The organism is Bifidobacterium sp. wkB344 (assembly GCF_003688305.1).
Lineage (GTDB): Bacteria > Actinomycetota > Actinomycetes > Actinomycetales > Bifidobacteriaceae > Bombiscardovia > Bombiscardovia mizhiensis.
This window is the reverse complement of record NZ_NPOQ01000024.1, coordinates 43,332-56,809: the sequence shown is the minus strand read 5'-3', so window position 1 is coordinate 56,809 and position 13,478 is coordinate 43,332. Positions and strand designations below refer to the sequence as shown.

At 50.4% G+C, this 13,478-nt stretch carries 10 protein-coding genes and 1 pseudogene; 2 read left to right on the top strand and 9 right to left on the bottom strand.

The features are described 5' to 3' along the window. The first annotated feature begins 1 nt into the window (after position 1). Positions 2 to 1,216, top strand: coding sequence for a D-alanine--D-alanine ligase (locus CI601_RS07060; RefSeq protein WP_121914866.1), 1,215 nt, complete (start codon positions 2 to 4; stop codon positions 1,214 to 1,216). 1,130 nt (positions 1,217 to 2,346) lie between these two features. On the opposite strand, the gene CI601_RS07055 is transcribed toward CI601_RS07060, so the two are convergent. Beyond that, a complete protein-coding gene (locus CI601_RS07055) occupies positions 2,347 to 2,679 on the bottom strand; it encodes a hypothetical protein (RefSeq protein WP_183129799.1) in 333 nt (110 codons plus the stop codon). A gap of 127 nt (positions 2,680 to 2,806) precedes the next feature. Between CI601_RS07055 and trxB the strand changes: the two genes are divergently transcribed. Next, complete coding sequence (gene trxB, locus CI601_RS07050; RefSeq protein WP_024627106.1) at positions 2,807 to 3,751, top strand: thioredoxin-disulfide reductase; 945 nt, start codon at positions 2,807 to 2,809, stop codon at positions 3,749 to 3,751. Positions 3,752 to 4,516: 765 nt separating this feature from the next. On the opposite strand, the gene CI601_RS07045 is transcribed toward trxB, so the two are convergent. The 8 genes and pseudogenes from CI601_RS07045 to rpmH form a co-directional block, all read right to left on the bottom strand. Further along, on the bottom strand, positions 4,517 to 6,112 hold the full coding sequence (locus tag CI601_RS07045) for a ParB/RepB/Spo0J family partition protein (RefSeq protein ID WP_121914864.1): 1,596 nt from the start codon (positions 6,110 to 6,112) through the stop codon (positions 4,517 to 4,519). A gap of 4 nt (positions 6,113 to 6,116) precedes the next feature. Further along, positions 6,117 to 7,064: a ParA family protein gene (locus tag CI601_RS07040; RefSeq protein ID WP_183129819.1), complete on the bottom strand. Its 948-nt coding sequence runs from the start codon at positions 7,062 to 7,064 to the stop codon at positions 6,117 to 6,119. 2,013 nt (positions 7,065 to 9,077) lie between these two features. Next, positions 9,078 to 9,959 (bottom strand): 16S rRNA (guanine(527)-N(7))-methyltransferase RsmG, encoded by an 882-nt coding sequence (locus CI601_RS07030; RefSeq protein ID WP_121914861.1) that lies wholly within the window; start codon positions 9,957 to 9,959, stop codon positions 9,078 to 9,080. A 441-nt stretch (positions 9,960 to 10,400) separates the two neighbouring features. Next, positions 10,401 to 11,042 (bottom strand): R3H domain-containing nucleic acid-binding protein, encoded by a 642-nt coding sequence (locus tag CI601_RS07025; protein WP_121914860.1) that lies wholly within the window; start codon positions 11,040 to 11,042, stop codon positions 10,401 to 10,403. A gap of 177 nt (positions 11,043 to 11,219) precedes the next feature. Then, complete coding sequence (gene yidC, locus CI601_RS07020; RefSeq protein ID WP_024627111.1) at positions 11,220 to 12,242, bottom strand: membrane protein insertase YidC; 1,023 nt, start codon at positions 12,240 to 12,242, stop codon at positions 11,220 to 11,222. A gap of 2 nt (positions 12,243 to 12,244) precedes the next feature. After that, complete coding sequence (gene yidD, locus CI601_RS07015; protein WP_024627112.1) at positions 12,245 to 12,556, bottom strand: membrane protein insertion efficiency factor YidD; 312 nt, start codon at positions 12,554 to 12,556, stop codon at positions 12,245 to 12,247. Positions 12,557 to 12,663: 107 nt separating this feature from the next. After that, positions 12,664 to 13,056, bottom strand: a pseudogene (gene rnpA, locus CI601_RS07010) (ribonuclease P protein component); the annotation flags it as partial. Between the two features lie 26 nt (positions 13,057 to 13,082). Then, the gene (rpmH, locus tag CI601_RS07005) at positions 13,083 to 13,217 is read right to left on the bottom strand and encodes a 50S ribosomal protein L34 (protein ID WP_015022700.1); all 135 of its coding nucleotides are present in this window, start codon (positions 13,215 to 13,217) and stop codon (positions 13,083 to 13,085) included. Between the last annotated feature and the right edge of the window lie 261 nt (positions 13,218 to 13,478).

Below are 13,478 nucleotides of genomic sequence, written 5' to 3'. Positions count from 1 at the left end.
CATGGCGGCCAAGCACAGCAAGACACCTCGGCAGCAGACCGGCGGCAAAACCGTGGCAACCGGCAAGGCCAAGACAACCGCGAGCACGAAGACGACCACGGTCGCAAGCCCGACCAGCACTGCGGCCACCACTTCAGCCACAGGTGCCAGCGAAGTGGCCAAAAAAGCCAGGCGGGCCTCACATCGCTCCATCCGTGAGGCCACGCCAGTCACCATGGACGATGTCACCTCCCTGGCCAGCAAGGCCACCAAACGTGCAGATAAGTCGCTTCTGGTGATCTGTGGTGGCCTCAGCCATGAGCGCGATGTCTCCATCAGCTCGGGTCATCGAGTTCAGGGATTCCTGGAGGAGGCCGGTTGGACAGTCCACGTCCACGACATGGATGGCTCGCTCCTTCCCTACCTGACCGACGAGTCGACCCGCCCTGATCTGGTCTGGCCTTTGCTGCATGGCGCCAACGGCGAGGACGGTTCCATCCGTGACGTCTTGGAAATGGCCGGATTGCCTTACATCGGATCCCGGGCCAAGGCCTCCCGGACCGCCTGGAGCAAGCCCATCGCCAAGAACGTCGTCCGCATGGCCGGCTTGCACACTCCGCATTCCGTGACGCTGCCAGAGTCCATGTTCCGCGAGCTGGGTGTCGAACCCGTTATTGATATGCTTCTAGGTTCGCTAGGACTTCCACTCTTCATCAAACCCACCATGGGTGGCTCAGCCATGGGTTGCACCATGGTGACTGAACAGAGCCAGCTCACTCAGGCGCTGATCAATTGCTTTGCCTACGGTGATGTAGCCCTGATTGAACAGGCTGTCACGGGCACCGAGGTCTCTGTGTCCATCCTCGAGTTTGACGGACACCCACTGGTTCTGCCTCCGCTTGAAATCTGGACTCCCTCAGGCACCTACGACTTCGAGGCTCGTTCCACACCTGGCCCGACAGAGTTCTATGTTCCAGCCCGACTGGATGCCAAGACCACACAGGCTGTCAGCGATGCCGCACTGACCGCTCACCGGGCTCTGGGGCTCCGCGATATTTCACGAACTGATTTCATCGTTGATGCCCAAGGTCAGCCGCAATTCCTGGAGTCCAATGTGGCGCCCGGTATGACGGACACATCGCTTCTGCCACAGTCAGCCCAGGCCGCTGGCTACAATCTGCCAGAGCTATACACGGCATTGGTTCAATCAGTTTTGAATCAAAAGCGAACCGATTGAGACCTTAAAGCCCCTTTGGTTCTGCCTATCGTTCGGCCAGCACGTACAAGGTCCGCCTGATGCATGATGTGCAATTTGTACAATATGCGTCAGGCGGATCTGCAATATACGCCGATTGCAATACAGGCACAGCAGATAGCATACAGGGCGGGCACCAGATTCTCATTAGCATTCTTTCCCAGCCATACAATGGCAGTGGTTCATTGTTCGCCACTCATCATCGATTATTTCTCGCCTTCTATTCGATATGCCCAGCTCCCCAATTCTGATGTACTCTCCACTTCTGTTTTGCTACTCAGCCAAAGCCGATATTGATCGAAGGGCATGTTCAGTCAGATCACGGTTTTATATTGTCAACCAAACCGATTTGCAAAATCGACGCAGACCAATGGATTGCCGATGCTGCAATGACTGGTCGTCCTCCGAGACTCAACTCACAGGAAACCACGGTATTCGTTCACACCCTTGAATGCAATCGCGGTCGGTATCCAATGTTTCACGTGAAACATTCTGGGTGATCAACTTACTGCACGAACTCCAGCGAGAGTCTCACACGGTATAACGGCCTATGACCGACAGCGAATCCTGCACCTTAAAAGTGCGAGTCGAATAAAGAAATGGTCGACTGAAAAAGAAGACAACCCCCGCAGGATTGCAATCACTACGGATGCTGCCTGATTTTGCTGAAGATATTATACCAAGTTTTTCTATCAAAGTACGCGTAATTGCATGTAGGTTTTGCTGCTTTTATAGCGTCGAGAATCAATCCATTTCAACTATGCCAGCAAGAACTTCGAGCGAGGGTTGAGTCTTCACCTGCAAATTATCATTCGGTCACCGGCATAGTTATCCCGGTTCATTTGCCCCGATTTGTTCATCCTCCTCGCTGAGAACACATCTTCCTATCAGATTTCATTTATTGAGCCATCTTGCTGACTCGGTTTGCCCCCGTCCCCGCTCGCTCTAAGGCTCATAGATAAAAGACCCTAGATACCCTGCAAATCAGTGGATTAATATATCCAAGGGGATCCATCCTTGTTCAAAGGCCATACTTCATAAGATCAAACAAGCGATTAAAACCGCACCCTACTTACCACAATTGGGCAGTCCTCGGCCTTGCTCAATATGCCTTACTCATCTCTGCTGCTTTCCTCGCTCTTGTTCGATCCGCGCGAGGAACTTTCACCAAGTTCTTCCTGAGTTGAGGATGCATACCGGTCGGTAGACCTAAATGGCATGTCATCATCAGCGACAAGGTTTTTATCTGTTACCGGAGAATCTGCGTCCAACTCGTCTTCATTGTCATCAGAGCTTGGAGGATTCCAAAAACGCCAGCTATGCCAGCTGTCATCCTCACTCTTATCATCTGTTTGATGACTAGGATGCTCCCGCAGTAACCGATCAACTCGGAGCATAAACCAGATCAGCACCAGAATCGTCCCAAGATTGGTTACGATGGCCACTATCACGGTTTTCTCCATAGTTTAAGAATAACCTGCTTCTGTCAGAAACAGACCTACTGTGAGATAAGTAGCGCCCTTTTCGCCCACCGCGTGTGACCCGGTCATCCTGCATGGATACAGTAGCGTTATGAAGCAAACTGTTCATGATGCCATTGTTATTGGGTCCGGACCAGCAGGTTACACAGCCGCCATTTATCTTGGCAGAGCCGGATATGCTCCACTTGTGATTGCTGGTGCCCTAACGCCCGGCGGTCAGCTTATGAACACGACAGAGGTAGAGAATTTCCCTGGATTCCCAAAAGCGGTATTGGGTCCGGATCTGATGGATCAGATGCGCGAGCAGGCCGAACATTTTGGTGCTCAGATCGAGTACGACGATGTCGTCTCAGTTGACTTGAGTGGAGATATCAAACGGATCACTACCGATGGCGGTGAAGAATACCAAACTCGAGCAGTCGTTATCACCACTGGTTCGCAATATCGAAAATTGGAGATTCCTGGAGAGCGCGAGTTTTCTGGGCGAGGTGTTTCCTACTGCGCCACATGTGACGGATTTTTCTTCAAGAATAAGCCGATTGTGGTCGTTGGCGGCGGAGACTCTGCCATGAGTGACGCAGACTTTCTGACCCGTTTCGGTTCTTCTGTCACCTTGATTCACCGTCGCCAAGGCTTCCGCGCTTCAAAAATCATGGTGGACCGAGCCAAGGCCAATGACAAGATCAACTTCCTTCTTGATTCGGTCGTCACGCAGATCAACGGTGACGGTAGCGGTGTAACCTCTTTGGATGTGCGCAACACAGCAACTGGCCAGCAGTCAAATATTCCAGCAAATGGAGTTTTCGTTGCCATCGGATTCACCCCCCAGACTGCTTTCTTTAATGGACAAGTCGACCTGGATCAGGACGGCTATATCCTGGTCAAGGGCGGTTCAACCAAGACCTCCACACCCGGAGTCTTTGCCGCTGGTGACGTAACCGACAAAGTCTATCGTCAGGCCATCTCTGCTGCTGGCATGGGTTGCCGTGCAGCCTTGGATGCCCAAGAGTATCTTACGAGTTTGGATAACCGCTAAGACCTGATACGCCCTGCAAACAAGAATTTACGTGCCTGGCAGTTTAAGATTGCCAGGCACTTCGTTTATCGACTATTTCAGCAGCCTATTCAGTTGCACTTAATTGTCTATTGGTTACGACGAAATAGCCCGCTTAACAGAAACATCACTGACCCTACAGTTTTTTCTACCGTCTCCTGCTGATATAACTACTCTCTGCTAAGGAGACATTACAGAACCCAGCCCCCCCCCCAACGCCGCGTCGAAAATCCTACAGACCTTGCTAGCTTAGGTATGCTACTCCCCTGTCAGGAAAGGAACCTTGCTTCCTCTAGAACCACATCTAAGCGGAGACTTACCTCTTAGCCGGCACACAGCGCAGACATAAGCAACCACTCCAGTACGCCCAACTAGATAACCAGCTTAGTCAACGACTCACCACATGTCCCACACTTGGGCGCACTCATCCACCCATGACAGCTAACCAGTTGAGATACCGATCGGACCGGATGTAGTTAACCGACAACACGACTTGGCTGATCAGTTAGCAGTTATTCAGAACCGAACAGTCTGCCAACATAGGTATATTGCGCACAGCCTTTCAGCACAGATATATCTGGACAGTGACTGGCACTTACTAATGATGGTTTAATCATTCTGGTCTTAAGACAAATGCAGCGATTGCTCATCAGCTCATACGGGACCTGTTTGAGCTATGAAGCAATCGCTCGCCTTATCGGCAGTGTTTGGTTAAGCGACCCCTGCAGTCGCATTCTAAGAATAGGATCAAACCCAGCCTTTATCGCCCGAACGATTGCCATTATTTGGGGTTTGATCCTTCTCCAAGAGAATGCCAACAATACGGTCCATATCTTCAGGCGAAGAAAATACGATTTCTATTTTCCCGTGCTTTTTAGTCCCCTTAATAGCCACCTTCGTATCAAAGTGACTTTCCAGATCCTGGCGTACAGGACTATCGGCCCAGGCGTTTACTCTAGGCTTTTTTGCTTTCTTCTTCGCCTGTCCGGTCTGCAAGGCGACAAGTTCCTCGGTAGATCTTACCGACAATCCTTCAGCGATGATCTTATCTGCCAAAGCAGTCATGGACTTTTCATCCGGTAAAGTAAGCAAGGCGCGGGCATGTCCAGCTGACAACACACCTGAGCTGACTTTTTTCTGAACACTGGGGGGTAACTTCAACAAGCGAAGTGTGTTGGTGATCTGAGGTCTGGACTTAGAAATTGACTTAGACAAGCCGTCCTGAGTCAAGCCGAACTCATCGATCATTTGCTGATAAGCTGCTGCTTCTTCCAGAGGATTAAGAGCTACTCTATGGAGATTCTCGAGCAAGGCATCACGCAACATGGTGTCATCGCTCGTCGTTTTAACAATTGCAGGTATGGTATCTAGGCCAGCCAACCTAGTAGCACGCCAACGACGCTCACCCATTATGATTTCATAATGAGTTGTTTGCCGCAGATTCACGTCTCTCTGGTTTAAATGCTGTCCCGATCGCTCTTCACCGGTCTTAGCGTCAACAGCTTTTGATTTACTGCCTGCGCTGACAACTGAGGTTGTTTTATCTCCAGTTGTTCTTGGATAGTCTGCAAGAGTCGATCTTCGCACCACTATCGGCTGCAATACACCAACTTCCTTGATAGAGCGAGACAGCTCCAACAGTTCATCTTCATCGAAGATCTGTCTCGGTTGCTGTGCGTTGGGCCTAATATCGTCCACACGCACTTCAGCCAAGTACCCGCCTTGGACGGGTTCCAGCTTCTCTTGGGTATTGCCTTCTGCCTTATTTAGCTCAGTATCATTGCCAACAGGAACTGCACGGTTAACGCTTTGCCGAGCCTCTTTTGTCCTATCGTCGACAGCATCACTCGATTTCATCATCGACGATGTTTCACGTGAAACATTCGTCGTCGTAGGGCCAAAGAATAAATCACTAGGGTGTTCCAAGCTGCTGATGGAGGGAACAGACCGACGCTTGGTGGTCCTCTTCGACGTTAATGTTTCACGTGAAACATCGTCGGCGATTGACTTGGAAATACTGACTCGCTCTTGTCCTGCGTTGGTACGTTTACGACCACTCTTGGAGGACTTTGCGGAATCCGCTAGCTCTGAGCCAGCACGATCCGAATGCTGAGTACTTCTTTCTGATTTTGCCTTGCCTTTTGTTGTGTCGTCCTTCTCTAGGCGCTTTTGTCCATTTGATTCCGCACCCAAACCTTGAAAAATCGGCTGCTTATTGCTTGAATTTGGTACTTTGTTATCTTGTCGCCGACTATTATTGTCAGCATTGTTTTCATCATCTTCACCTGGCAAAGCGGGGAATAGAGCCCCCAAGCCCTTGCCTAACCGTGAACGGCTTGTCATGTCCTCACTCCCCCTGTCTTCTATTGGCAATATGTTCCAGTACCTGGTTGGATCTCTGGGCGATTTCTAACGCTGCCTCCTCATAAGCAATAGCACCGGCTCCTTTAGGGTCGTAGGTGACAACGCTTTGCCGGAAGCTGGGAGCTTCAGAGATTTTGACTGAACGCGGAATGGTCGTATTAAGCACTATCTCTGGATAATGTTCCTTGACCTGATCAAACACTTCTTTGCTTAACAGTGTTCGCCTATCGTACATCGTCAACAACATTGTCGAGATTACAAGGTAAGGATTATAGCTTTGCTGAACAAGCCCTATGGTATGCAGTAGCTGTTGCAGTCCTTCAAGCGCATAGTATTCAGCTTGTACTGGGATCAATACCTCATTGACTGAACACATGGCGTTCAGAACTAGCAATCCGAGACTAGGTGGGCAATCAACGAGAACATAGTCATAATGCTGATGGCAGACTTTAAGATAGTCAGCAACTGCTTTTTTCATTAGCTGATTGCGGTTGGGCATATCCGCAACTTCCAGCTCAGCTCCACTTAAGTCAATGGAAGATGGGACAACCTCAAGATTGGGGAATTCAGGGGAAACTACCTTAACGTCGTCAATCCCAAGACGGCCTTCAAGTACATCATACGTTGATGGAGTCCCGGACTCATGAGCTACTCCCAATGCAGTAGAAGCGTTGCCTTGTGGATCCATATCGATGACCAACACACGCTGATCGAATTCAGCAAAGGCGCATGCCAAATTAACTGTAGTTGTGGTCTTCCCTACCCCGCCCTTTTGATTTGCAACGGCGATGAAGCGAGTTTTTGAAGGGTGAGGGAATTCAGCCTGGCGTAAAGCCTGATAGCGTGCAGAAAGATCTGCCATTTCCGCACCTGACACCGAACCTGTCCCGTCAGCGAATATTCGATTCAGAATATCTGTTGCCGATTCCATACCTGATGCGTTCGGCGTACCTTGCTCACCGATATCCGAGGTATTTCTCGAAACGGGTTTCACCTTCTTCGATGCGGTCACGAACCATCCTCCTTTTGATAACAAATCAATTTTCCCGTCCTAGTTGGACATGTCAGAACCAATCGCTGGTTACACACAGTCTCTGTTCATAACTGTGGATAAGTGTGGATAGGTCCAATACCGGATCTGTCACCGACCCTCACCTTAAATTATTAGCTTTGCCTTGTGATTATTGACAATTCTGCCTCTTCCTGCACCACATCATGACCCACAAAACACAATGTGGATAATTCATTTGTCAGGTCTCAATTGTGCATAACTTTAAAAACCGCGAATCAATAAATTAACTACGCCTCATCAGCACGAAGCATTATTCATAGTTATTATCAATGATTAGTCCATCTACTGAGAAGTCTTAATAACACTGCTACAAATGTCTAATTAAACTCATAGACAAATCCTTATACAACTGTACTGCAAGATAGTGTTTCACGTGAAACATCTCAATTGTTCAGGAAGTTCCATCTCATTGTTGCTTGTTAGCTTACACAGTTCGGTGTCACAGTTCTGCCCACTCTGCATTCTAAGGAGGTTTATGCGCAAGCAAGGACTACCACGTATTGAGCAGACAGCACTGGTCGCAAAATTATGAATTTAAGCTGTTACATTGTTAAGGAACTGGCATCAATATACTGATAGGTGTTCCACCTATACTCCATGAGAATATGGTTGAAAGAAAATAGCTAAAATAAAGTTCAAGGACCATTCCTAATTAAAATATAGAGGATATCGTGATTCCCTTTCATTTATACTCAAATACCCGTGATCAAGATTATTGAATTCCATGTCAATGGTTTCACGTGAAACAATGCATCTGATCTCTAGTTAGGAGTCATCCACTCAGAGTAGCAAGGCAGAATAATGTCAGATACAAGATGCTGAAGGATATAGCCGTCTTGTGTGGACTTACTCGTATATAACATACCCTCAGCTCTTTGTGAATGGGTGAATCTGTAACACTATAAGTGGCGAAGCGCGCAACATGCCACACACTAAAACAGATGTTGATTAGGCAATGTTTCACGTGAAACTATCTTTAGTGCACGCACTAGAAACTGGGGATGGCCTCTTGTGCTCAATTCAGCTATTCCTCCATACCCGACATCAAAAAGGCATAGTCAGCGTTGAAACCGATTTAGAAATTACTTCTGGTTGTAATAACCGATTAATCAAGCACTCGCTTATACATTTGCAAAGATCGACAGCGCTCTATGAGTATTAATGAAGATACAACGCAGATCAACACACAGGTTAGACAAACCAAACTGCACTTATGCAATGTGAACCTGTAAATAGAAACTGCAGGGCGGGCGTAAATAAGACAAATTAGCACATGAAACAGGTAAATTCTTAGGTCACTGAGTATCAAAGGAAGGCATCACCAGGGTTGGCTAATTAAGCATCCTAAAGTTGGCGGTATATCCCGTTCTAAGCTATAACCCTATACAATCGGCACAACAATGTTTGAAAGACAAAACCAGTATGAAATAAGCCTTATAGCAAAGCAGTCGGAAGAGACGGGGCGATGTGTTTCATCTCAAATAAAACAAGCTTTACTATTTCAAATATTATACTCATATGTGACTTATGATGGCTTTGCTCTGCGGACAGATTAGATACTGGAGGATCAAAGTTGTTAAAAGCCTCGGACTGCAAACCATTCTTAAGAAAGTCATATAGGATTTCAAACATACTTTGTACTCCCCTTAACTGAGCAAGTCATCCCTTCCGATTAGGTGGCAGACAGTTCAGTTGCAGTCCGGCAAATGCAGGTTCGATCTAGTAGACAGAATCGGTCATTCCTGGTCAGTTTCGACACAGCTCTGTTTAGGAATTGATAATTTATTCTCTAATTTAGCAGAGTCTTATCTCGCTGTTGAGCAAAGACGCTGACAACGAAGTCATTAAATTGTGTCCTATCAATATCGTGCTTTAGCTTTTGTCCACAAGAACCACGTGAGTGTCCTCAAGACCGGGTGCAACAGGGGCTTGACGAACCCGTGGATTCACTCCATGATATTTTTTTATCTCTTTAGCAGCTTTATCAAGCTCATTTTGCGCCGAACGACCTTTAAGAGCAATAAGCTGACCTCCTGACCTCAAGAGAGGTAGAGTCCACCCAGCGAGCTTGGTCATAGGTGCTACAGCCCGACAGGTCACGACATCAAAATTCTGAGGAACTGAAGGCGCGAAATCCATATTTACCGGACTTGCTCCGCCCATCACAGCCGAGGATTCGGTCTCATTCGCAACTTGCTGACTGTCACCATTCCTGGTGGTGACCAAAGTCGAAGAACAGTGGCCAGAAACGGAACTAGACACTTCCTCGCTTCGGCGACGACCATGACGGTGGCTATGTGAACCTTTTTTGTTGTGCCGATTTGATGCATGAGAGGATTGCGGAGCCAGATCCTCTGCACGTTTGCGAAGCACTGACACATTAACCAGTTGCAACTCATCAATGACTTCCTGCAACCAGAGCACACGCCGCTCCATTGGCTCGACAAGTACCACAGTGCACTGCGGAAGACACGCAGCCAGTACAATACCAGGGAAGCCCCCACCGGAACCTATATCTGCCACTGTCGCTGTCTGACCATCAGTAGTCAATCGTTCACGCACAAAAGGCACAATGGCAGCTGAATTGAGTATATGCCGCTCCCAAATAATGTCTTCATCGCGGGGGCCAATGATGCCTCTCTCCACGCCCTCACGTAGGAGCTTGTCGTGAAAACGCTGCATGGGTACTAAAGCATCGCCGAGAACCTGCTTCAAAAGGGGACTATTGTTCAGCTCATCATCCACAACAGCCATTTCAACTCCTTACATCTGTATTCGGCACACAATTAATCACAGCCACAGACCTTGACAGCGTCATACTGTCTTGTATCTCGTATCAAGCGGCATCTCACCCTGTCAGAATCGAAAACCTCTGGACTCCGAAGGCAGCCCATTTACCAACGTATGGTTTTCAACCACAAAAGAGCGTCAAAGGCACACATCAATATCCTAACGGAAACAGCATAGAAGGAAGCCTCTTATAGAGGATCACGAACCAAGAGCATTCCGAATTAAGCAGCATGGCAAACTAAGCACCATCATGAGCCAGACAAGACAACATACCTGCCGAATAGCGCAACACAGACCGATAACAAAACGGACTTACACAGTATGGCCGCACCAAACAATGGAGCAATCCAAAAAGGCCGACATCACAAATACTTCATCGGAGCATAGCTCTACTTGGCTCTACTGTCACTCCCTGTCCGCGTCAGCAGGATCGTCATCAGCCCTGTAGTCAGCCGAATCCTCGACCTGATCAGCGTCATCAGCGTCCCGCAGGACGTCATACCCGACTGGCTCGTCCTCAACGTCGTCAGGCAGGTCCTCGTCTTCGTTCTTGGCCTTCAGGTAGACGGTGACGTACCGGTGAGGCTCCTCACCGTGGGAGCGTGACTTCAGACCCTCCTCGCGAACCATGTCATGGACGATCTTGCGCTCGAAGGAGTTCATGGGCTTCATATTGACCGGTTCACCGGTCTCACGAACTTCATCGATCACATCCAGGGCCTGCTCGCGAAGATGCTCACGCTTGCGCCGTAGAAAGCCGTCCACATCCACGATCAGATGGGAGCGCTCCCCTATCTTCTGCTGCACGGCCAGCCGCGTCAGCTGTTGAAGAGCGTCGACTACCTCGCCATCCTTGCCGATCAGATGCTTGATGTCCGTATCGTCGTCAGCCACAATCTGCACGGTCGGACGGTGGTTGCGCACCCCCATCTCGATATCGCCCTCGTAATCGACGATGTCCAGCAACCCCTCCAGATAGTCGGCGGCGACATCCGCCTCCTCATTGAGTTGCTCGATGGTCTTTCCCTGGTCCAGAGACTGAGACATCTATGCTCTCCTTACACGCGTTTACATCCGATTCATAACCTCAGGCCCACTGGATTCCTGGTCACCAATCGAGTGTCCAGTATTGAGGATACACGGATGTGATGATTGCAGACTACTCCAGTATCCGCCCGACCGAAAGCCAGGTCACCACGTCGGCCACCACTGCTACTAGCTGCATCAACGGCCGCGACGTTTGCGATGGGGCTGAGAACGCTGGTGGGAGACGTTCTTGTTGTTGCGGGCTTCCTCTTCCAGCCGCTTGGCCTCCATCAACTGCTCCTCCTCCAGGGAGGGCAGCCCCTGGCGCTTGCGGCGGGCATTCTCATGGCGGTGATCCCGCTCCTCCTTGCTCTCCGCAGCAGGCGAGCCCGGCGTAGGCATATGGCGGACCTGGAAGAGGGTTCGGCCCAGATTCCAAAGATTGTTAGTCAGCCAGTAAATCAGCACAGCGAAGGGGAAGTAGATACCCGAGAAGATGTACATGACCGGGAAGATGAAGGCCATCATCTGCTGCATCTTGTACTGCTGTCCCTGCATGGCCGACCTGGGCATGTTCCGCCGAACATTATGGAACTGCGAGTAGAACATGGCCAGGCACATGAGCACGATGAAGACCACAATGACTATGCGACCCGCACCCTGGGCAGACATGAAGTTGTCCGAAATCCGCAGCCCAAAGAAGGTGGTCTCTTCGAATTCTCGCGCCACCTGCCTGTTGAAGGCTCCCAGAGGTGCCCGCTTGCCCCGGGCGATAAAGGGCACAGCCGACAGCACGTAGAACATGGTCATGAAGACCGGGCCCTGAACCAGTGCGGGCAGACAGGATCCCATGGGGTTAGCATGATTGTCCTGGTAGACCTTCATGGTCTCCCGGCTCATGGCTTCTCGGCTGGCAGGATCCTTCTTGTTACGGTACTTGTTCTGAATCTTCATCAGCTTGGGCTGCAGGGCCTGCATCTTCTGCATGGATCGCAGCTGCTTGATGAAGAGCGGCAACACGCACAGGTTGACGACCAGCACCAGCATCACTACCGAGAGCGCCCAGGCCACGCCGGGACCCTTGTGGAACCCGATCAGGGTCAGGAACTTGTGGCAGTAGGTCATGATGTAGGTCATGAGCCACTCGATGGGGTACAGGATCTTATAGAAGAAGCCGTATATGCCCGTATCGAAAGTGAAAGTGTCGTTGTTCTGGAACATTGTCAGGCCGTCTCCTTGTCTGGGGCCATGGGGGTCAGCCGGGCCTCCTCATGGGCCTTGGACCACGAGAATCGATAGAAGATGGAAAATCTCCGGGGCACGTCATCGATTCCGCCGTTGTTGAAGGGCGTGCAACGCAATAGCCGCAGAACGGCCAGAATAGTTCCACGCAAGGCCCCGAACCGTTGCAGGGCAGTCAAAGCATACTGGGAACAAGTCGGATAGTAACGGCACCTAGGCGGCGACAAGGGTGAGATGTGGCGTTGATACCAGCGGACTGCACCCTGCAGAGCCCGGGAGGCCAGGCCGCTCATGCCCTACTTCCTTCGCTGACTTCCAGCCCTTGAACCGGTTGACGCTTTGACCCGGCCAGCTGCGGATCTGCCTGTCCCTGTACATCGAGACCGTCGGCAGTCTTTCCGCTCTTGCGCATGAGGTCACGGAAGAGCCTGTCCACTTGCTCCTCCAACTGCTGGTAGGTGGCTGTAGCAGCGCTGGGTTTGGCGCGCATGACCAGATCACAGGAGGATGGCAGCAGGTCCTCCTTGGATCCGGCAAGTTGCCTGAATCTGCGCTTGACCTTGTTCCTGGTCACCGCCTTGCCCACATTTTTGGATATAGCGAGCCCCATGCGGCGTCTGCCTGTAGGCAGGATGTCATGCCGCCCTTCGCTCGCAACCGATGTCGCCGGCAGCGGGATCACCGTCCGGTCAGATCCGGGTATCAAATAATGTATGACCAGATCCCGGCTGCTGACCCGATGGCGTCGCCTGAGCACCGCCGTGAACTCCCGGTGGCTCCTCAGCCGTTCCACCTTCTGAAAAGGAATTAGGATCCGATTCAGGCGGAGAGGGTGCGACGACCCTTGGCCCGGCGGCGGTTGATCAGAGCGCGACCGGAGCGGGTGCGCATGCGAGCGCGGAATCCGTGCTTCATGTGACGACGGCGATTGTTGGGCTGGAATGTCCTCTTCATAATTCGTTGCTCCCGTGTGTAGACATACTCGAGTACGGCTCGTTATGAGTCAAGCTATATCACGGTACACATGAGCCGGGACGGAGTCAAACAGGCTTCCGTCATCCAACTCGTGAGCACTGCTACTTACCCCGTGCAAACCCTGTCATGGTGGGAGAAAGAGGCCCCTCACTTATCCACAAATTACATCACTGTTATTCACATTCGCCGCAGATACAACACGCTATCCTGTGGATAACCGCGCAAAGTCGGTGTAACAAT